Here is a 19,983-nt window from a genome sequence, read left to right as displayed (position 1 = left end):
CCGACCGGGCCCCTGCTTGTGCTCCGCGGGTGTGCTCTCCACGATCCGCCGCAGCGTGTCCGGCACACACGCCACCGCCGGCCTCATGTGCTGTCAGGGTGTTCGGGCCGCAGCGGCATCGCGGAGGAGTCCGGCGAAGGTCAGGGCGGCAGGGGTGAGCGAGTGGTCGGCCATGCGCACCAGGAGGATGCGGCGGACGGGGGCCGGTGCCTGGAGGGGCAGGATGTCGACGCCGGGCCGGATGCCCTCCAGGGCCAGGGTGGGGGCGAGGGCGACGCCGATGCCGGCGGCGACCATGGCCTGGGCTTCCTGGTAGTCGTGGGCCTCGTAGGCGATGTGGGGCTCGAAGCCGGCGGCGCGGCAGCCGCGGACGAGGGCTTCGGCCACCGGGTGATGGTCGGCGCGGGTGATCCAGGGGTCGTCTGCGAAGTCGGCGAGTGAGGCGGCGTCGCGGCCGGCGAGTGGATGCTGGTCCCTGACGAGAAGGGCCGGCGGGTCGTCGAGGAGTGGGGTGACGACGATGTCCTCCCGGTCGATCCGGCTCCAGTCGTAGTCCCACATCAGCGACATCTCGATCTCCCGGTTCTCCAGCATCGTCCAGAGTCCGGCGATGCGGGCGCTGCGGACGGTCAGCCGTACGTCGGGGTGGGCGTCCCGGAAGGCGATCACGGCCTGCGGGAGGAGCGAGGCGCCGACGGTGGGGAAGGTGCCGATGCGCAGTGTGCCCGCGCGCAGGCCGGCGAAGTCGGCGAGTTCGTTTTCCGCGGCCCGCAGTTCGCGCTCGATCCGGTGCCCTCGTTCGGCCAGCGCCCGTCCGGCGTCGGTGAGGGTGACACCCCGGGCGTGGCGTTCCAGCAGGGGCTGGCCTGCCTCCGTTTCCAGGCGGCTGATCTGCTGCGATACCGCTGACGGGGTGTAGTTGAGGGCGCGGGCGGTCGCTGTCACCGAGCCGCGCCGGGCGACCTCCGTGAACAGCAGGATGCGCCGGACGTCGAGCATGCCGCCACCTCCAGCGTTCACTTCAGCTTAATAGCCATACAGATTTCCGAGATTGTACTTCACGCTGCCGTAACCCACCGTGGAGGACACCACGCACGGCGAGACCGTCGGTGGACATCCCCTTCCATGGCTGTGAGGAGTCGGTTGTGCTGCGTCTGCAGGGCGAGATGATCCGCGGAGGAACCAGCAAGTGCTGGATCTTCGACCACCGCGACGTGGCCGCCACGGGCGTGGACGTCGATGCCCTCCTGCTCGCCGCCTTCAACGCCGCCGACCCCCGCCAGATCGACGGCGTGGGCGGCGCCTCCTCCACCACCTCCAAGGCCGCCGTCGTACAGGCGTCGACCCAGCCCGGCGTGGACGTCGAGTACGCCTTCGCACAGGTCGGTATCGGCGACGAGCGCGTGGAGTGGGCCAGCAACTGCGGCAACTGCGCCACCGCCGTGGCCCTGTACGCCGTCCACCACGATCTCGTGCCGATCACGTCGGACACCACCACCGTCCGCATGCTCAACGTCAACACCGGGGCCCGCCTCACCGGCACGATCCCCACCCCCGCGGGCGTGGCCCCGGAGGAGGGCACGGCCGTGGTCCCCGGTACCTCGGCGCCGGGCGTGCCGGTCCTGCTCGGGTTCGAGGAACCGGCGGGCTCGACGACCGGACGCGCTCTGCCGACCGGCCGGGCACTGGACGAGCTGACCGGCCCGGACGGCCTTGTCGAGGCATCCCTGGTGGACGCCGGCGCGCCGGCCGCGCTGTTCGAGGCCAAGGCGTTCGGCCTCGACGGCACGGAATCCGTCACCGCGTTCGCCACCGCAGTGCCACCGCTGACGCTGCTGCGCCGCCAGGCAGCGCTCGCCATGGGCCTGGCCCGCGAGGGCGATCCGGTCAGCCACGCGGTGCCGAAGGTGGGCATCGTCGCCCGCCCCGCCCCCTATCGCACCACACAGGGCATCCTCGTCAACCAGGACGAGTACGACCTGGCCGTGCGCATGGTCTCCATGCACGCGCCGCACCCGGCGATCGGCCTGACCTCCGCCGTGGCCCTGGCCACGGCAGCCGCCACCCCTGGCACCCTCGCCCACCGCGTCGCCCGGCAGACCGCCGACGGCACGCTGCGCCTGGGCACCCCCGCCGGCGTGGTCACCACCCGAGCCGTCCCCGCACCGGACGGCGCGTCCCCCACGGTGCTGCTGCACCGCGCCGCCCGGCGTATCGCCCGAGCCGAACTCCTCGTTCCCGTCCTGGAAGGACGCCCCGCATGAGCCGCAACGACGCCGCCCCGGGTACCGTCACCGCCCCACCGGGCCGCATCCGCCGGATGCTGTCCCACCTCTACGTCCAGTGCCTGATCGCCGTCCTCCTCGGCGCCGCCGTGGGCGGGCTGTGGCCGTCCGCCGGCGCCGACCTCAAGCCGCTCGGCGACGGCTTCATCGCGCTGGTGAAGATGTTCATCGCGCCGGTCATCTTCTGCACGGTCGTCCACGGCATCGCCTCCATGGGCAACGCCCGCGCGGTCGGCCGCGTGAGCCTGAAGGCACTGCTCTACTTCGAGGTGCTGACCACCGTGGCCATGGTGATCGGCCTGGTCGTCGTCAACGTCGTCAAGCCGGGCAGCGGTCTGCACATCGACCTCTCGACCCTGTCCACCAAGTCCCTGCCGCCGGAGGCGACCACGGCCCACGAGGGCTTCGCCGAGTTCCTCCTCGCCATCATCCCGGCCACCCTGGTCAGCGCCCTGACCGGCAACGAGATCCTGCCGGTGCTGCTGGTGTCGGTGCTGTTCGGCTTCGGCCTGCACGCCAGCGGAGAGGCCGGCCTGGGCATCGCCCGGGGCGTCGAGAAGTTCTCCACGGTCCTGTTCACACTCATCCGCTGGATCATGCGGCTGGCCCCCATCGGCGCGTTCGGCTCGATGGCCTTCACCATCGGCCACTACGGCCTGGGCACCCTGCGCCACCTGGCGCTGCTGGTCGGCTCGTTCTGGCTGACCGCCCTCTTCTTCGTCCTGGTCGTCCTCGGGACCGTGATGCGCCTGAACGGACTGCGACTGCTGCCCTTCCTGCGCTACATCAAGGAAGAACTGCTGATCGTCCTGGGCACCTCCTCCACCGAGCCCGTCCTGCCGCGCATGATGGCCAAGCTCCAGCACGCGGGCGCCTCGAAACCGGTCGTCGGCATCACGCTGCCCGCCGGGTACTCCTTCAACCTCGACGGCACCGCCATCTACCTGACCATGGGCTCGGTCTTCCTCGCCCAGGCCCTCGGCATCCACCTCAGCCTCACCCAGCAACTGGCCATGCTCGCCGTCATGCTGCTCACCTCCAAGGGCGCCGCAGGCGTCACCGGCTCCGGCTTCATCGCCCTGGCCGCCACGCTCAGCGCCGTCCCTCACGTCCCGCCCGCCGCCCTCGCGCTGATCTTCGGCGTCGACCGGTTCATGTCCGAAGCCCGCGCCCTGACCAGCCTGGTCGGCAACGGCGTCGCCACCCTGGCCGTCGCCCGCTGGGAGGGCGAGCTCGACGAGGACCGCGCCAAGGCCGTCCTGAGCGGAGCGATCCCCTACTCCCCTGCCCCCGCTCCTTCCGCGGTGCCGGCCGAGCCCGGTCAGAAGGTGACACCCGTACCAACCCGCGACCCGGTTCCCGCCGCAAGCTGACGTCGCATGGGCGGGGCGGTCCGGAGCAGACGCTCCGGACCGGCCCGCATGTCTTGCCGGGGGAGGCTCGTACCGACGCGCAGGAAGCGGATGATGTCGCCGGCGGCGAGGTCGAAGTGCTGGCGGTGGAGGCTGAGTTCACGGACGCGGGCGGTGGCGTAGGTCATGGGGCGGGGCCGCTCCTGGTGGCTGCGGGGGCCGGATGCTCTTGCGGCCTCACCCGCTGCCCACCCTCCGGGGGTGCCGACGTGACCGGACTGTCCGCCGCACACGATGCCGCCGGCACCGACCGGGCCGCCTCGTCGGCAGCGCCTACAGCACTGACGGGGATCCGGCTGCCCGGCAGTCGAAGAAGACCGCACCCGGACCGTCATGGACGCCGTTCTCGGCGGCCTGCGGACCGGGTGCGGACAGGTAGACACTGCAATAAAGGAAATCGCAGGTCAGAGGGCGTAAGAGGAGATCACGCCTTCTTGGTCTCCTAGTAATGGGCCGGGTCGGTGACCTGCGGGAATCTTTCCTGTGGGGCGCTGACCTGGCCTTTTGGCGATTGGTGGCGATGGGGTGCGACGGTCTTGATCGGGTGTTTTGCGGACTGTGCGCGGACTGTTGCGCCTCCCGCTAGGAGTCGCCATCGTCGGCACGTACGGCGAATAGCACCCGTTGCAGGGCAGTGACGCGTGGATCCTCATCGAGGCCGGCCTTCTGGGCCAGGTCCAGCAGTGCTTCGAGTTCGTCTTGGGCGGCGCGAGGGCGTCCGGCTTCCCACAGGAGTTGGGCTCGCCGGTAGCGGAGGTCCCAGACGGAGTCGTGGTCTGCGCCACGTGTACGACCCCAGCCTTCAGCCACAATCCCGAACTGCTCGGCGCTTGCTGCTGGCTGCTCCGCTCGGCTCAGGCCCTCGCCAAGGTTCTTGCGTGCTGCCAACGTCTCTGGATGATCAGGCCCAAGTGTGCGTGTCCGACGCTCCACGACGTCTCGAAAATGCGTGATGGCCTCTACGAGTTTCCCTCGGTTCCCTAGCACCATGGCCAGGTTGTGCTTCATCGTGAGGGTGTCTGGATGGTCTTCGCCGAGGGTCTTGAGGCATCCGTCGAGCGCATTGCGATATTCCTCCTCCGATTCGACAAACCGCCCTTGATCGGAAAGTAGGAAGGCCAGGTTTCCCCAGATGGACAAGGTCTGCGGGTGATTGCGGCCCATGACACGAGTGCACTCTGACAACAGGTTGCGGTATGCCGTCTCGGCTTCGGCGGCGGCTCCTCTGTCGTCCAGAATGCGGGCTAGTGAGAGTCGCGTCGCGAACATCTGGGGATGCTCGGGTCCGAGCATTCGCTCCTGGATTTCCAGGATCGCCGACTGCTCGCTTTCCGCCTCGTCGAGATTCCCTCGGATGCACAACACCACTGCGAGGTTATGGCGCACCGTCAGCATCAGGGGCTGATCGTCTGAGTGCTTAGCGGCTCCGTCCCCGAGTGCCTTACGGTAGACCTCTTCCGCTTCTTCGAGTTGTCCGAAGTCCTTCAGGGCAACCCCAAGGCTATTGCGCGCAGTAATTGTGTCGGTATGCGCGGGCCCAGATCGGCGAAGTTCCTGCTCCGCGATTTCCCTCAGCTGATGGATAGCCTCCCGAACCCTCCCACGCGCGAGCAGCACTGCTACTAGATCGTGCCGGACATCAAGGCGCTCGCCGTCGTTCTCCGACAGGATGCTCAGTGCTTCTCGCATCTGTTCCTCTGCCTCGGCGAGGCTCCCCTGCTGCAACAGGAGGGCGCCGAGTGATGCGCGGATGCTGGCGACGTTGCAGTGTGACTCTCCGAGTACACGCTGCTGAAGATCCAGGACTCTGCGCATCTCGGGCACCGCGTCGTTCGTCCGTCCGACGCGCCCTAAGGCCGTGGCCCACTGAAAGCGTGCAGAATGGTGCTGGAAGGGCTGAGAGCTGAGCTCGGGGACGAGCACCCTGACGTTCTCGAAGCACAGCACGAATTCGCGAGTGTGGCCGAAGAGGAGGCGTTGGCGGAGGGTGCCGACGTCGAGGTAGCTGTCGATCTCGGCCGGAGTGGCGCTGCGGGCGAGCGGGTCCAGACCGAGGACGAGAGCCACCGGGGTTCGTCGGCCGAGCAGGAGAGCCCACGAGCGCCCTGCCGGGATGCGCTTGCGGTAGGGGGTGCTGTCGAAGCGCAGGGCGACCTCGGTGGGTGTGATCGGGCGCAGACGTGGCCCGATGTCCGGTGGGGGCGCGGCGGCCGGGCCGAGGCGGAGGGCCTCGGCGATCGTCCGCATGCGTTGTTCGACGACGGTCTGCGTCTCGTAGCGGCTTCGCGGCGGCTGTGGCACAGGCAGGAGGCAGCAGAGAGTGGTGCCGGTCGGGGCGGTGTCCAGCCACGTGACCGTGGCCAGGGAAGCGATCAGCCCGGCGGAGATCGTGAGCGATCTGGTGCTGGCGGGAGTCAGCATGCCGGCACCGTGCTGTGCTGGAAGGCGGCCCACACGCACTTGCCGGGGCCCCGGCGTTCCTCCACGCCCCAGTCGTCGGCGAGGGCCGAGACAGGCAGTAGGCCGCGGCCGGTCTCGGCGGCGGCCGGTACGTGTCGTCTGTGGGGTGGGGCGTCGCCGCTGTCGTGTACTTCGATGCGGAGTTGGGTGTCGGCGAGGGTGATGCGCACCAGCACCAGTCCGCCTGAGGGGGCTCCGTGCAGGATGGCGTTGGTGGCGAGTTCGGAGACGCACAGCTGCACGTCGTCGAGGCGTTCGGTCCGGCCCCATTGGGTAAGGGTCTCGGCGACGAATCTCCGGGCGGCGCCGGGTGTGGTCCGGTGTCGGTCGAAGAGCTTCCTGCGGCGCTCGACGTCGGCGCCTGGGGCAGGGGTCGGGGCCAGGGCGAGAGTGCCCGGCTTGCCGGGCGGTGTGCTGGGCATGGTCAACAGCCAACCGCTGTAGCTCGTTTGGGTCGGGAGCCGGCATGGGGGCCATGCCGGGGGCCACTATGGGGGCCACAGTTCGCGTGCTGCGGGGTGAGGGGATGAGCGACACAGGGATCGGTGCTCTGCTCGTCCGGCTGCGCACAGAGCGTGGGTGGTCCCAGCAGCGAGTGGCCGACGAGTGCAATACCCTGGAGGGGCGGGCCACCAAGACGGGCAAGGAGATCGGGCGCTACGAGCGCGAGGTGCGCATCCCGGTGCCGTACACGCGGAAGTACCTGGCGCAGGTCTTCGGCGTCGATGCCGCCGTGCTCGACCGGGCGGTCGCTGTCAGCAAGAGCCGACGGGGTGGGGAGGGCGCGGATGAGGGGGGACAGACACCGCTCGCGTGGCCCACGGCGCGTCCACGCACCGTCGCCGCAGCTGTGTCGGCGGATGCGGTGGCCTCGGCGGAGTTCGCCCGGTTCATCGCGCAGCGCAACGCCGACGAGTTCGTCGTAGAGCAGTTGGAGGCCGATGTCGCTCGGCTCGCCCGTACTTACGTCAGCCATCCGCTGCTGGAGGTGTACGTCGAGATCAAGCGGCTTCGGAACGGGGTGTTCGAGTTGCTGCGCGGGCGGCAGCATCCCCGGCAGACCACCGACCTGTACGTCGCGGCCTCTCGGTTGTGCGGGCTGTCCGCGCACGTCTGCTTGGACTTGGGTGCCTATGACTCTGCCGCCACGCACAGCCGTACCGCCAGGGCGTGCGCCGAGGCGGCCGGCCACGAGGGGATGCTGGCCTGGGTACGCGCTGTGGAGTCGCTGATCGCCTACTGGACCGGGCACTACGAGCGGGCGGCTCGGCTGGCGCAGGCCGGTCGCCAGCACCGGGCGGGTGGGAGTATCGGGGCTCGGTTGGCGAGCCTGGAGGCGCGGGCGCTGGCCATAGCCGGAGACCGGGCGGGTGCCGTAGCCGCGCTGGCGGGCGCCGAGCGCTCCCGCGAGGCGATGCGTGGCCACGACGAGGTGCCGGGCATTTTCGCCTTCCCGGCCGCCAAGCAGTTCGCGTACGCGGGGACGAGCCACTTGGCCGTAGGCGGGCGGGAGCATGTCCAGCAGGCCATCGCCAGTGCAGACACCGCGATCCGGCTCTACCGAAGCGCCGAAGACGACGACCAGTCGGTCGGTGACCTGTTCGCCGCCCATGTCGATCTCGCCCGCGGCCGCATGCTCCTCGGCGACCTGGACGGTACCGAGGCGATGCTCGGTTTCGTCCTCGGCTCCCCGCCGGAACGCATGTCGGCAAGCATCGTGCGCCGGCTCACCGCTCTGGGCCAGGAGCTGAGCGGGCCGCAGTACGGTGGAGCCGCGCAGGCCGTACACCTGCGCGAACGACTCCAGCACACGGCCGTCCTTGCGGCCGCACCCGCCGCCCACCCTCCGGAGCTGCCGACGTGACCGAACTGTCCGCCGCACACGACGCCGCCGTCACCGACCGGGGCCGTCTCGCCGGAAGTGCCTACAGCAGTGACCGCGATCTGGCCGCCCGCCAGTCGCTCTACCAGTGGCAGACGCCCCGTTACGACCTGCCTGGCATCGTTGCCGAACAGTTGAGGGGCGTGCGTGGGCGCGTGGTCGACGTCGGCTGCGGCAACGGCAAGTTCATCCAGCGGCTCCGCCAGGACCGGCCCGACCTGGCCTTGCTGGGCCTGGACATCGCTCCTGGCATCCTTGCTGGTGTCCCTGGCCTGGTCGCCGTTGCAGACGCCACCCGCTTGCCGCTGGCCACGGGGAGCGCCGATGCTGCCTTGGCGTTGCACATGCTCTACCACGTCCCGGACATCCCTCAGGCGGTCAGGGAGCTGTCTCGCGTGGTCGCCCGTGTCGGGCTGGTGATCGCCTCCACCAACAGCGATCGGGACAAAGCTGAACTCGACGACCTGTGGCAGCGGGCCGCCGGCGACGTGCTCGGCACCGGACGCGGCCCGGCCCGCATCTCGCTCAGCGCCCGCTTCTCCCTGGAGAAGGCCCCGGCCTTCCTGGGGGAGGAGTTCAGCCGGGTGGAGGCAATCGAATTGCCCGGCACCATCACGGTTCACGATCCCGAGCCGGTCATCGCGCACATGGCCTCCTACCAGGCATGGGCGGATCAGCACGATGTGCCCTTCGATGCCACGATCGAGCGGGCGCGCACTATCCTGGCCGGTCACATCGCCCGGCATGGGTCCTTTGAGGTCACATGCTTGGGCGGCATCCTTGTCTGCCGTCGCTGAGGGCTGACTCCGCCACCTGCGTCGGCCGCGCTCCGTAGGCCGTTCGCTCGCTGTCGTGAGCGTCGCCTCCGCCCTCATCGCCGGCGGAGCGAGCGTCAGGCAGGTCCAGCTGGTCCTCGGCCACGCGCCCGCCGTCATCACGCTGCGGCTCTACGCCCATCCGTGGCCGGACGAAGAAGACCGCACCCGGACCGTCATGGACGCCGTTCTCGGCGGCCTGCGGACCGGGTGCGGACAGGTAGACACTGCAATAAAGGAAATCGCAGGTCAGAGGGCGTAAGAGGAGATCACGCCTTCTTGGTCTCCCAGAAGATCCGGTCGATCTCGGCGATGAGCTCAAGCGCCTTCTCGCCGGTCTTCGGGTCGGTGGACGCCTTGGCGGCCGACAGGGCCTTCAGGGTGTCGTTGACCAGCTGGTGCAGCTCCGGGTACTTCTCGAAGTGCGGGGCCTTGAAGTAGTCGCTCCAGAGCACGGAGACGTGGTGCTTCGCCAGCTCCGCGCGCTGCTCCTTGATGATGGCGGCACGCGTCTGGAAGTGGGGGTCGTCGTTGGCGGCCATCTTTTCCTGCACGGCCTTCACCGACTCCGCCTCGATGCGGGCCTGGGCCGGGTCGTAAACGCCGCAGGGCAGGTCGCAGTGGGCGCTGACCTTGACCTTGGGGGCAAACAGGCGGGAAAGCATGGAGCATTCCTTCCTCGTGATCGTCTTCTCAGGTGCGACATTACTCCCTGAGGAACGCGATTTCTCGGGTGCCCCCTAGGGCTTAGGACAAAAGTCCAGGGTGAGACTGAGACTGGTGGAGGAACGGACCGGGGAGGTGCCGGGGATGCCGGAACTGTCGCAGGAGACCGAACGGGGGAGGGCGGTGGCGCCGTTCGGGCTGGCCGAGGTCACGGGCCCGTCCATGGTGCCCACGCTCCGGCACGGGGACCGGCTGCTGCTGCGGTACGGGGGCACGGTCCGGCCGGGGGACGTCGTCGTGCTGCGGCATCCGTTCCAGCAGGACCTGCTGGTCGTCAAGCGTGCCGTGGAGCGGCGCGAGGGCGGCTGGTGGGTGCTCGGGGACAATCCGTATGCGGGCGGGGACAGCACCGATTACGGGGTCGTGCCCGATGAACTGGTGCTGGGCAAGGCGTACTTCAGGTACCGGCCACGGCCCGCCGGTCAGCGCTCGCCGGTCGCGCTGGTGCGCTGGGCGTTCTCGGCCGCGAGGCCGCTGCTGCCGGACCGGTCGGCCTCCAGGCGCTTGCGGGCGCGGTAGGCGGCCACGTTGGCGCGGGTCGCGCAGCGGTCGGAGCAGTAGCGCCGGGAGCGGTTGGTGGAGGTGTCGAGGTAGGCGTTGCGGCAGGGGGCCGCCTCGCACAGGCCCAGCCGGTCGACGCCGTACTCCGTCAGATGGAAGGCCAGGCCCATCGCCGCGATGGCCGCGTAGCCGGCGGTGGCGTTGGACGGGTGGTCGGCCAGGTGCATGTGCCACAGCGGGCGGCCGTCCTCGTCCCGGTAGTCGTGGCCGGAGATCTGGGGGCTGACCGGGAACTCCAGGAGCAGGGAGTTCAGCAGGTCCACGGCCAGGGTCTCGTCGCCCTGGTCCGCCGCTTCGAAGACCGAGCGCAGCCGGGCGCGGACCGAGCGGAAGCGCGTGACATCGGCGTCGGTGGCGCGGCGGGCCGCCTGTGAGTTGATGCCGAAAAGATCGCGGACGGCCTCGACCGAGGTCAGGGAGTCCTTGCCCCGGGCCGGTTCCTCGCTGTTGACGAGACGGACGGCGTAATCCGAGTAATAGGCCAGTTCCACTTGTAGTCCTTACTGGGGCGCTCTATGGTCATGACTGCGGTCGGGTAACAGCCGGTCGTGCTTCCAGGGTATTACGCAGCGCGAGGGGAGACGGGGTCATGACCACGAGCACCGCCGCCGACTGGGCGGCCTGGCAGGAGAGCTGGGACCGGCAGCAGGAGTCGTACATGCCGGATCGCGAGGAGCGGTTCCGGATCATGCTCGACATGGTCGAGGCGTTCGTGGGCCCGGCCCCGCGCGTCCTCGACCTCGCCTGCGGCACCGGCAGCATCACCGCCCGGCTGCTCGCCCGCCTGCCGCACGCCACCAGCACCGGCATCGACCTCGATCCCGCCCTGCTCACCATCGCCCGGGGCACCTTCGACGGCGACGACCGCGTCACCTTCGTCGAGGCCGACCTCACGGACCCCGACTGGCCGGCGCGACTGCCGTACGACGCCTACGACGCGGTCCTCACCGCCACGGCCCTGCACTGGCTGCGCACCGACCCCCTCGACACCCTGTACGGCCAGGTCGCCGGGCTCGTCCGGCACGGAGGCGTCTTCATGAACGCCGACCACATGATCGACGACTCCACGCCCCGGATCAACGCGATCGAGAGCACGCGCCGGCGCACCCGCATGGAACAGGCCACGCGGGGCGGCGCCCTCGACTGGGCCGAGTGGTGGGCGCTGGCGGCCAAGGACCCCGTCCTCGCCGCGCCCACCGCCCGCCGCTTCGAGATCTACGGCGTCCACGCCGACGGCGAGATGCCCTCCGCGGCCTGGCACGCGCGCACGCTGCTGGCGCACGGCTTCGGCGAGGCCCGGCCGGTGTGGTGCTCGCCGTCGGACACGCTGCTGCTGGCGCTGAAGTAGGCCGTGCGCAGATGTGCGAGGGGCGGTACGGGAAGTCCGTACCGCCCCTCACGCGTCACACGGTCACAGCACCTTCGACAGGAACGACTGCGTCCGCTCGTGCCGCGGGTTCGTCAGGACCTCGCGCGGATGGCCGGATTCGACCACCACGCCCTCGTCCATGAACACCAGGCTGTCGCCCACCTCGCGGGCGAAGCCCATCTCGTGGGTGACGACGACCATGGTCATGCCGGACTCGGCGAGGTCGCGCATGACGTCCAGGACGTCACCGACCAGCTCCGGGTCCAGGGCCGAGGTCGGCTCGTCGAACAGCATCAGCTTCGGGTCCATCGCGAGCGCACGGGCGATCGCCACGCGCTGCTGCTGGCCGCCGGAGAGCTGTGAGGGGTAGTGCCCGGCCCGGTCGGCCAGCCCCACGCGCTCCAGCAGCTGCATGGCCCGCTCCCGGGCCTCCGGCTTGCTCTTGCCCTTCACCTGCACCGGCGCCTCCATGACGTTCTCCACGGCCGTCATGTGCGGGAACAGGTTGAAGCGCTGGAAGACCATGCCGATGTCCCGGCGCTTCATGGCGACCTCGCGGTCGCGCAGCTCGTACAGCTTGTCGCCCTGCTGGCGGTAGCCGACCAGCTCGCCGTCGACGTACAGCCGCCCGGCATTGATCTTCTCAAGGTGATTGATGCACCGGAGAAAGGTGCTCTTGCCGGAGCCGGAGGGGCCGATGAGGCAGAACACCTCGCCCGGCTTCACCTCCAGGTCGATGCCCTTGAGCACCTCGACCTGGCCGAAGGACTTGTGCACGCCCTCGGCCCTGACCATCGGGTTCGTCGGGTTCTGCTCGGTCATGCCATGCCTCCCTTGGGGCGGCCCAGGGAGAACATGTTGGCCTTCACCTTCTGCCAGGGGGTCGGCGGCAGCTGGCGGCTGGAGCCGCGGGCGTAGTACCGCTCGATGTAGTACTGGCCGACGCTCAGGACGGACGTCATGATCAGGTACCAGGCCGCGGCGAGGAAGTACATCTCCACCGGGGCGCCGGAGTTCTGGCCGATGTCCTGGGCGTAGCGGAACAGCTCGGGATACTGGACGGCCGCTACGAGCGAGGTCGTCTTCAGCATGTTGATCACTTCGTTGCCCGTCGGCGGCACGATCACGCGCATCGCCTGCGGGATGATCACCCGGCGCAGGGTCTTGGCGTGGCTCATGCCGAGCGCGTGGGCCGCCTCGGTCTGGCCCTCGTCCACCGCGAGCAGGCCCGCCCGGCAGATCTCGGCCATGTACGCCGCCTCGTTCAGACCCAGGCCGAGCAGCGCCGTCAGCAGCGGCGTCATGAAGTTCGACCAGTAGTCCTTGTAGAACGGCATCAGGTTGATGTACTCGAAGACCAGGCCCAGGTTGAACCAGAGGAACAGCTGGACCAGGACCGGCGTGCCGCGGAAGAACCAGATGTAGAACCAGGCGATCGACGAGGTCACCGGGTTCTTCGACAGCCGCATGACCGCGAGGACGATGCCGCCGGCGATGCCGATCAGCATCGACAGGACCGTCAGCAGCAGGGTCTTGCTGACGCCGGTCATGATGCGGTGGTCGAAGAAGTACTCCGGCACCGCGTGCCAGTTGATCTTGCCCTGGCCGAAGGCGTAGATGATCGCGACGAGGATCGCGATGGCGATGACGGCGGAGACGTAGCGTCCGTAGTGCCGTACCGGGATGGCTCTGATGGCCTCCGGGCCGGCGGACGGGGTCCGCTGCGCCGTCTTCTCTGTGTCAGTCACGGGTGTTGCCTCTCGGTGGCCGCGTACTGCCGCGGGTCACTTGCCGCCGTTGAGCACGGACTCCTTGACGGCGCCGTCCTGGGCGCCCCACTTCGCGAGGATCTTCTGGTACTCACCGCTCTTGATGATCGCGTTCATCGCGGCCTGGAGCGCGTCGCGCAGCTGGGTGGCCTCCTTGGAGACGGCGATGCCGTACGGGGCCGCCTCGACCTGCTGGCCGACGATCTGGAAGTCCTTGCCGCCGCCGGAGGTCTTCACCGCGTACGCGGCCACCGGGAAGTCGGAGGAGGCGGCGTCCACACCGCCCGAGCGCAGCCGGGTCTGGGACTGCTGGTCGTCGTCGAACGGCTCGATGGTGAGCTTCTTGCCGCCCGGACACTTCTTGGCCTCCTGCTTGGCCAGGTCCTCCGAGACGGTGCCGCGCTCGACGGCGATCTTCTTGCCGCACAGGTCCGCCCAGCCGTTGATGCCCTGGGTGTCGCCCTTGCGCGTGTAGATCGAGACACCGGCGGTCAGGTAGTCGACGAAGTCGACGCCCTCGCCGACCTTCTTGCCGGTGTCGGGGTCGACGCCCTGCTGGCGGTTCTTGTTGTCCGTCATCGCGGACATCGCGATGTCGTAGCGGCCCGAGCGCAGACCGGTGAGCAGGCCGTCGAAGGTGCCGTTCTCGAACGTCAGCTTCACGCCGAGCTGCTTGCCCATGGCCGCCGCGAGGTCGGGGTCGAGGCCGGTGACGTTGCCGGAGGAGTCCTTGAACTCCACGGGGGCGTACGCGATGTCCGAACCGACCTTTATCTCCCCCTTGTTCCGGATGTCGGCGGGGAGCTTGGCGGAGAGCGGGGCGCCACCGGTGGAGGCGCTGCTGCCGGAGTCGCTGCTCTTGCTCTTGGTCTGGTCACCGCAGCCGCTGAGCAGCAGGGCGCCCGCGACCGCTATCGCGCCCACCGCGGCCAGACGGGAGTGCGCGGCGGTCGTACGGCGGGTGAAGCGTGCGGTCATCGTGGGTTCCTCCGGCAGATGGGAACAGATGGAGAGGTGAGGAAGCGTCGACCGAAACACACACCTTCGGGTGTCGCGATCTCGTAGGTTTACGGCATCTTGCCATTCGGACGGAGCTATCCAGGGTGGCGACTATGTCAAAATCACATAACGGGTGCCCCCCCGAACCGCATCAGGTCGGTGCCATAACGGTCCTTGACTGCCGAACCATCTGCGGCGATCCAGTGTCCCGGCCGGAAAACCTTCGGCATATCTCACGATGTGGTCACCACATCTACCCGTGTAGCGGAGATCGCGCGCACGTGGCGTGGACGTCGGACGGACGTCAGCCTCGTGTCATCTGCGGGTGGCTCTCTAGCCGCCAGATGTGACCTTGAACCTAATGGACTCGTCGTGAGCGCCGTCCGTCCGGTAAGAAGGTTCTTTACACCCCTCATCCGGGGCTCAGGGCGCGTGTGCGGCGCGCCCGTCGCGTATGTCCCGTACGTATCAGTAACCGGGGCGTACGCGGTGCCCGCCCACCCCTCACCAGGAGTGGTCGACCCTCAAACCATGCATACCTAAGGGGTAAGACAAAGTGGCAGCGGAGATCGTCAATCCTCGCAGCGACAGCAAACCGGATCAGGACGGCGGGGCCGAGCCCCTCGATTCCTTCGATCCGGCGTTCGCGCTGCACCGTGGCGGCAAGATGGCCGTGCAGGCCACCGTGCCGGTCCGCGACAAGGACGACCTTTCCCTCGCGTACACGCCCGGCGTCGCGCGCGTGTGCACCGCGATCGCGGAGCAGCCGGAGCTGGTCAACGACTACACATGGAAGTCCAACGTGGTCGCCGTCGTCACCGACGGTACGGCCGTGCTCGGGCTCGGGGACATCGGTCCCCAGGCCTCCCTCCCGGTGATGGAGGGCAAGGCGATCCTGTTCAAGCAGTTCGGCGGTGTCGACGCGGTCCCGATCGCGCTCGACTGCACGGACGTGGACGACATCGTCGAGACCGTCGTCCGGCTCGCGCCGTCCTTCGGCGGCGTGAACCTGGAGGACATCTCGGCGCCCCGGTGCTTCGAGATCGAGCGCCGGCTCCAGGAGCGCCTCGACATCCCGGTCTTCCACGACGACCAGCACGGTACGGCCGTCGTGACGCTCGCGGCACTGCGGAACGCGGCGCGGCTGAGCGGGCGCGAGATCGGGCAGCTGCGGGCCGTCATCTCGGGCGCCGGCGCGGCCGGTGTCGCCATCGCCAAGATGCTGGTCGAGGCCGGCATCGGGGACGTGGCCCTGACGGACCGCAAGGGCGTCATCTCCACCGACCGGGAGGACCTCACCCCGGTCAAGCGGGAGGTGGCCGGCTTCACCAACAAGGCCGGCATCACCGGCTCGCTGGAGAACGCCCTCGCGGGCGCCGACGTCTTCATCGGCGTCTCCGGCGGTACGGTGCCGGAGGAGGCCGTGGCCTCCATGGCGGAGGGCGCCTTCGTGTTCGCGATGGCCAACCCGAACCCGGAGGTGCACCCGGACGTCGCGCACAAGTACGCGGCGGTCGTCGCCACCGGGCGGTCGGACTTCCCGAACCAGATCAACAACGTGCTGGCGTTCCCGGGCATCTTCGCGGGCGCGCTGCAGGTGCGGGCCACGCGGATCACCGAGGGCATGAAGATCGCCGCGGCTGAGGCGCTGGCCGCGGTGGTCGGCGATGACCTCGCCGCCGACTATGTGATTCCTTCGCCGTTCGACGAGCGGGTCGCTCCCGCGGTGACGGCGGCGGTCGCGGCTGCTGCCCGTGCCGAGGGCGTTGCTCGTCGCTGACGTTGCGCGGAAATGGCCCCGTCCGTCTGGGCGGGGCCATTTTCCTTCCCACCCGCCCGCCGACTCGGGTGGTGCAGAGAGTGCCTCGATGGCCCTTGTGGCGGGTTGCGCCGCATGGGTGCCGCTGCGCAAGAGGGCATGTGTCACAGGGCTGCCTGGTTCCGTCGGCTGACCGGCGGACCTATCGTCGGGCCCATGTTCGCTGCCTACGCCGCCCGAATCGACCGCGACCAGCCGCTCAACGGCCTGGAGTTGGGGGAGCGTCCGGCTCCCGAGGCCCGGCCCGGCTGGAGCACCATCAATGTGCGGGCCGCCTCCCTCAACCACCACGACCTCTGGTCCCTGCGCGGCGTCGGCCTCCCGGAGGGCCGGCTGCCGATGATCCTCGGCTGCGACGCCGCCGGTGTCGACGCGGACGGCAACGAGGTCGTCCTGCACTCCGTCATCGGCCAGACCGGCCACGGCGTCGGCCCCGACGAGCCGCGCTCCATCCTCACCGAGCGCTACCAGGGCACCTTCGCCGAGCAGGTCGCCGTGCCGACCTGGAACGTGCTGCCCAAGCCCAAGGAGCTGTCCTTCGCCGAGGCCGCCTGCCTGCCGACCGCGTGGCTGACGGCGTACCGGATGCTGTTCACCAACGCCGGGGTACGACCCGGTGACTCGGTCCTCGTGCAGGGCGCGGGCGGCGGTGTCGCCACGGCCGCGATCGTGCTCGGCAAGGCGGCCGGCCTGCGGGTCTTCGCCACCAGCCGGGACGAGGCGAAGCGGAAGCGGGCGCTGGAGCTCGGGGCCGTGGAGGCCGTGGAACCGGGGGCGCGGCTGCCGCAGCGGGTGGACGCCGTCATCGAGACCGTGGGCGCGGCCACGTGGTCCCACTCGGTGAAGTCCCTGCGGCCGGGCGGGACGATCGTGATCTCCGGGGCGACGAGCGGGGACCGGCCCTCGCACGCCGAGCTGACCCGGATCTTCTTCCTGGAGCTGAAGGTCGTCGGCTCGACCATGGGCACCAAGGAGGAGCTGGAGGACCTGCTCTCCTTCTGCGCCGCGGCCGGCGTACGGCCCGTCATCGACGAGGAGCTGCCGCTCGACCGCGCCCGCGAGGGCTTCGAGCGGCTCGCCTCCGGGGAGCAGTTCGGGAAGATCGTGCTCACCAATAGCTGACCTGGCCTCAAGAAGTACGGGAGGCATTGACTGCTCCCCCTCGTGCCGAGGGGGATTCGCGGATTCCTGGCTTGTTCTGCCCCGATACGTGGTACGTCGGATTTCCCTGGCCTGAAAGACCGTTGATGCTGCGGCATGATGCAGGCCGTGTTGTCCGGCAGCGCCCGGCGGGTACCGGGTGCGTTGCCATGCCCCAGTGTCAGAGCTTCGCTTGGCGGAGTATGGCGCCGATGCGGGCCGCTGCCGTGGACAGGTGACTGCGGACATCCTGGAGTTGGTCCGTTGTGACTCCGTGGTCGCGGGCCGCGTCACGGATGTCGTCGCGGAAGCGGTCCAGGAGGCGGTCCAGGGCGCGGGCCGGGTCGCCCGTGAAGTCCTCGTGGGACCAGGAGGGTTCGTACGCGGCGGGGAAGTCCTCGGTGGGCGGGACGTGGTGCGGTTCCTCGGGGGCGGCGGGCCGCTCCTGCGGGGGGCGGGTGAAGCCCCAGTCCTGGCCCAGGCCCCTGCCCACGTCCTTGCCGAAGTTCACGCCGAAATCGCCGAACTCCTTGGCCAGTTCGGTCAGACCCTCACGGACGCCGGTCGGCCAGTCGCCGCGGGCGAAGTGGTCCTGGACGCGGTCCTGGACATGGCGGGCGATGCGCTGCATCTCCTCCTGCGCCTGGGCCCGCGCCCGAGCCTGCGCCTCCTGGGCCTGGTGGCGGGCCCGCTGGGCCTCCTCGCGGGCGCGGCGGCTCTCGTCCTTGGCGCGGCGGGCCTGCTCCTTCCACTCCTGCTTGACCCGGCGCATCTCCTCCTTGGCGACCCGCCAGGACTCCTTGTCGTCGCCCAGGTCGCCGTACTCCCCGGCCGTCGCCCGTGTGCCCCGGCGGGCCTCCGTGGCGGCCGCGCGCATCTCGCGGCGCAGGTCGCCGGCCGCGCCGCGCACATCGGCCCGGATCTCCGCGGCCAGTTCCGCGACCGACTCGCGGATCTCCAGCTCCAGGTCGGCCAGCTCGCCGCTGCGGTCCGCCAGTTCGGCGCGGCCCGCGTCCGTGATGGAGTACACCTTGCGGCCGCCCTCCGTGGTGTGCCGGACCAGGCCCTCGGCCTCCAGCTTGGCCAGCCGGGGGTAGACCGTGCCCGCCGAGGGGGCGTACAGCCCCTGGAAGCGCTCCTCCAGGAGCCGGATCACCTCATAGCCGTGGCGCGGGGCCTCGTCGAGCAGCTTGAGCAGGTACAGGCGGAGGCGCCCGTGGGCGAAGACGGGGGGCATGTCAGAGCACCTTCTTGTCGGTCGTGCCGTCGGCCGGGGCGTCGGGGGCGTGGGGGGCGCCCGCGCCCTGGTCGGAGACGGAATTGTCTCCCGGGGCGGCCGGGGTGTCTGCGGTGGGGGCGGTGCCCGGGGTCCGTGGCGGCTCCGGCTCCCAGGGGGTGTCCTCCTCGTCCTCGCGCGGCGGGCGGCGCAGCAGGGCGATCGAGCCGGAGACCGTGGTGGCCCGGAGTCTGCCGGTGCCCGCACCGAGCCGGCCGGTGATCTTGTGGGCCCCCCACTGGCCGTGCACCCGCAGTCCGTCGAAGGCGTTGGAGATCGTGCCGCTCGCCGTGTTCGCTTCCACCTCGGCGTCCGCCGGGTGCGGCAGGCGGATGGCGATCTCGCCGGAGACGCTGGTGAGACTGACCTCCGTGGGGCCGTCCGGGTCCAGGTCGACGATCATGGATCCGCTCACGGAGTCGGCGCGGACGGAGGGGCCGGAGCCCTCGACGACCGTCAGGTCTCCCGAGACCGAGTGGAACCGGAGGTCGCCGGTGACCGCCTGGGCCTCCAGGTTTCCCGACACCGTGTCCGCGCGGACCGGGCCGGAGACGCCGACCAGGGTCGTGTCGCCGGTCACTCCCTTGACCAGCGCGGTGCCGCGGATGCCGGAGACGACCGCGCCGGCGTCGACCACGCCCACCTCCACGCGTGTGCCGGCGGGGACGGCGAGGGAGACGACCGCGCTGCGCCGCCGGCCCTTGCGGTCGAGCCACTTGAGGAAGCCCTTCCAGGGCAGGTCCTCGTAGGCCACCGTCAAGGTGCCGCCCTGCTCGGTGACCACCAGGGGCGGGCCCTCGATCTCCGAGACTTCGAGGCGGGCGGAACCTTCCTCGACGCCCACCACGTTCACCGTTCCACTGACGATGCGGACCTTGAGGTCGCTCACCTGGGCGTCGAAGGTCAGCTTCTGGGGCTCGGTGACGGACCACACGGGCATGGGGACTCCTCGGCCGGACACGGTCTCGACGCGCCATATCGCGTCTTCCGTGAAACACGATATATCGTGCCTGCTCGAAGTCAAGACACTCTTTCGGGGCATCGAGACGGTCACCGCCGCCCGTTGCATACGCTTGTCCGTGACGGCACTCGGCCTCCATCCGGCCTTGACGCAGATGCAGGAGAAACACCCATGTACTTCACCGACCGTGGAATCGAGGAGTTGGAGAAACGGCGTGGCGAGGAAGAGGTCACCTTCGAGTGGCTCGCCGAGCAGCTGCGGACGTTCGTCGATCTGAATCCCGACTTCGAGGTGCCCGTCGAGCGGCTGGCCACCTGGCTCGCGCGGCTCGACGACGAGGACGACGAGTAGGGCGAGCAGGACGGGTGGACGAGTGGCGCGGGTCGACGAGCAGGACGGGTGGACGAGCGGGACGTGCAGGACCAGTCGGTCGTATCGTCCTTCGCCCCCTCCCCCTCCCCTTCCCCTGGAGTTAGCCTTCTCCTCCCAACGGGGAACGGGGGGCGTTC

General features: G+C 69.7%; 19 protein-coding genes and 1 pseudogene. 10 read left to right on the top strand and 10 right to left on the bottom strand.

All coding sequences use genetic code 11. The annotated features are described in order from the left end of the window. Positions 1–93: 93 nt before the first annotated feature. Complete coding sequence (locus LE548_RS39695) at positions 94–999, bottom strand: LysR family transcriptional regulator (RefSeq protein ID WP_225101909.1); 906 nt, start codon at positions 997–999, stop codon at positions 94–96. A gap of 146 nt (positions 1,000–1,145) precedes the next feature. Here LE548_RS39695 and LE548_RS39690 point away from each other — a divergent pair, with 146 nt between their 5' ends. Together LE548_RS39690 and dctA are read left to right on the top strand one after the other, a co-directional pair. After that, positions 1,146–2,264 (top strand): PrpF domain-containing protein, encoded by a 1,119-nt coding sequence (locus LE548_RS39690; RefSeq protein ID WP_225101908.1) that lies wholly within the window; start codon positions 1,146–1,148, stop codon positions 2,262–2,264. Further along, a complete protein-coding gene (dctA, locus tag LE548_RS39685; RefSeq protein WP_225101907.1) occupies positions 2,261–3,658 on the top strand; it encodes a C4-dicarboxylate transporter DctA in 1,398 nt (465 codons plus the stop codon). The genes LE548_RS39690 and dctA overlap by 4 nt, the downstream gene beginning before the upstream one ends. Positions 3,659–4,279: 621 nt before the next feature. Here the strand turns inward: dctA and LE548_RS39680 are convergent. Further along, on the bottom strand, positions 4,280–6,118 hold the full coding sequence (locus tag LE548_RS39680) for a tetratricopeptide repeat protein (RefSeq protein WP_225101906.1): 1,839 nt from the start codon (positions 6,116–6,118) through the stop codon (positions 4,280–4,282). Beyond that, positions 6,112–6,579 carry an ATP-binding protein gene (locus LE548_RS39675; RefSeq protein ID WP_225101905.1) on the bottom strand — a complete coding sequence of 156 codons (468 nt, stop codon included), beginning with the start codon at positions 6,577–6,579 and terminating at the stop codon, positions 6,112–6,114. The genes LE548_RS39680 and LE548_RS39675 overlap by 7 nt, the downstream gene beginning before the upstream one ends. Positions 6,580–6,683: 104 nt before the next feature. On the opposite strand from LE548_RS39675, the gene LE548_RS39670 reads away from it, so the two are divergent. From LE548_RS39670 to LE548_RS39660, 3 genes and pseudogenes are all read left to right on the top strand, one after another. Then, positions 6,684–8,021, top strand: a complete 1,338-nt coding sequence (locus LE548_RS39670; RefSeq protein ID WP_225101904.1) for a helix-turn-helix domain-containing protein — start codon at positions 6,684–6,686, stop codon at positions 8,019–8,021. Beyond that, positions 8,018–8,836 (top strand): class I SAM-dependent methyltransferase, encoded by an 819-nt coding sequence (locus LE548_RS39665; RefSeq protein WP_225101903.1) that lies wholly within the window; start codon positions 8,018–8,020, stop codon positions 8,834–8,836. Before LE548_RS39670 ends, LE548_RS39665 begins: the two co-directional genes overlap by 4 nt. Before the next feature lie 64 nt (positions 8,837–8,900). Then, a pseudogene (locus LE548_RS39660) lies at positions 8,901–9,116 on the top strand (site-specific integrase); the annotation flags it as partial. 7 nt (positions 9,117–9,123) lie between these two features. Here the strand turns inward: LE548_RS39660 and sodN are convergent. Further along, positions 9,124–9,519, bottom strand: a complete 396-nt coding sequence (gene sodN / locus LE548_RS39655) for a superoxide dismutase, Ni (RefSeq protein WP_225101901.1) — start codon at positions 9,517–9,519, stop codon at positions 9,124–9,126. Positions 9,520–9,664: 145 nt separating this feature from the next. Here sodN and sodX point away from each other — a divergent pair, with 145 nt between their 5' ends. Continuing rightward, positions 9,665–10,099, top strand: coding sequence for a nickel-type superoxide dismutase maturation protease (sodX, locus tag LE548_RS39650; RefSeq protein ID WP_225101929.1), 435 nt, complete (start codon positions 9,665–9,667; stop codon positions 10,097–10,099). Here sodX and LE548_RS39645 read toward each other — a convergent pair. Then, positions 10,003–10,632, bottom strand: coding sequence for an ABATE domain-containing protein (locus tag LE548_RS39645; protein WP_225101900.1), 630 nt, complete (start codon positions 10,630–10,632; stop codon positions 10,003–10,005). The two genes, sodX and LE548_RS39645, sit on opposite strands and share 97 nt — an antisense overlap. A gap of 98 nt (positions 10,633–10,730) precedes the next feature. Here LE548_RS39645 and LE548_RS39640 point away from each other — a divergent pair, with 98 nt between their 5' ends. Beyond that, positions 10,731–11,489 carry a trans-aconitate 2-methyltransferase gene (locus LE548_RS39640; RefSeq protein WP_225101899.1) on the top strand — a complete coding sequence of 253 codons (759 nt, stop codon included), beginning with the start codon at positions 10,731–10,733 and terminating at the stop codon, positions 11,487–11,489. A 63-nt stretch (positions 11,490–11,552) separates the two neighbouring features. On the opposite strand, the gene LE548_RS39635 is transcribed toward LE548_RS39640, so the two are convergent. From LE548_RS39635 to LE548_RS39625, 3 genes are read right to left on the bottom strand one after another with little or no spacing between them, the layout of a single operon-like run. Beyond that, positions 11,553–12,305 (bottom strand): amino acid ABC transporter ATP-binding protein, encoded by a 753-nt coding sequence (locus LE548_RS39635; protein ID WP_225101928.1) that lies wholly within the window; start codon positions 12,303–12,305, stop codon positions 11,553–11,555. A 23-nt stretch (positions 12,306–12,328) separates the two neighbouring features. Then, a complete protein-coding gene (locus tag LE548_RS39630) occupies positions 12,329–13,258 on the bottom strand; it encodes an amino acid ABC transporter permease (RefSeq protein WP_225101898.1) in 930 nt (309 codons plus the stop codon). A 36-nt stretch (positions 13,259–13,294) separates the two neighbouring features. Next, positions 13,295–14,257, bottom strand: coding sequence for an ABC transporter substrate-binding protein (locus LE548_RS39625; RefSeq protein WP_225101897.1), 963 nt, complete (start codon positions 14,255–14,257; stop codon positions 13,295–13,297). A gap of 577 nt (positions 14,258–14,834) precedes the next feature. On the opposite strand from LE548_RS39625, the gene LE548_RS39620 reads away from it, so the two are divergent. Continuing rightward, complete coding sequence (locus LE548_RS39620; RefSeq protein ID WP_225101896.1) at positions 14,835–16,058, top strand: NADP-dependent malic enzyme; 1,224 nt, start codon at positions 14,835–14,837, stop codon at positions 16,056–16,058. A gap of 195 nt (positions 16,059–16,253) precedes the next feature. Next, on the top strand, positions 16,254–17,219 hold the full coding sequence (locus LE548_RS39615; protein ID WP_225101895.1) for a zinc-binding dehydrogenase: 966 nt from the start codon (positions 16,254–16,256) through the stop codon (positions 17,217–17,219). Between the two features lie 199 nt (positions 17,220–17,418). Here LE548_RS39615 and LE548_RS39610 read toward each other — a convergent pair whose 3' ends face one another. Then, positions 17,419–18,474 (bottom strand): PadR family transcriptional regulator, encoded by a 1,056-nt coding sequence (locus LE548_RS39610; protein ID WP_225101894.1) that lies wholly within the window; start codon positions 18,472–18,474, stop codon positions 17,419–17,421. A gap of 1 nt (position 18,475) precedes the next feature. After that, positions 18,476–19,453 carry a DUF4097 family beta strand repeat-containing protein gene (locus tag LE548_RS39605; protein WP_225101893.1) on the bottom strand — a complete coding sequence of 326 codons (978 nt, stop codon included), beginning with the start codon at positions 19,451–19,453 and terminating at the stop codon, positions 18,476–18,478. 192 nt (positions 19,454–19,645) lie between these two features. Here LE548_RS39605 and LE548_RS39600 point away from each other — a divergent pair, with 192 nt between their 5' ends. Continuing rightward, on the top strand, positions 19,646–19,825 hold the full coding sequence (locus LE548_RS39600) for a DUF6104 family protein (RefSeq protein ID WP_003992906.1): 180 nt from the start codon (positions 19,646–19,648) through the stop codon (positions 19,823–19,825). Positions 19,826–19,983: the final 158 nt, after the last annotated feature.

This window comes from Streptomyces sp. CoH27, assembly GCF_020181035.1.
GTDB classification, from domain to species: Bacteria; Actinomycetota; Actinomycetes; order Streptomycetales; family Streptomycetaceae; genus Streptomyces; species Streptomyces camelliae.
This window is presented reverse-complemented; position numbering and strand designations above follow the sequence as displayed.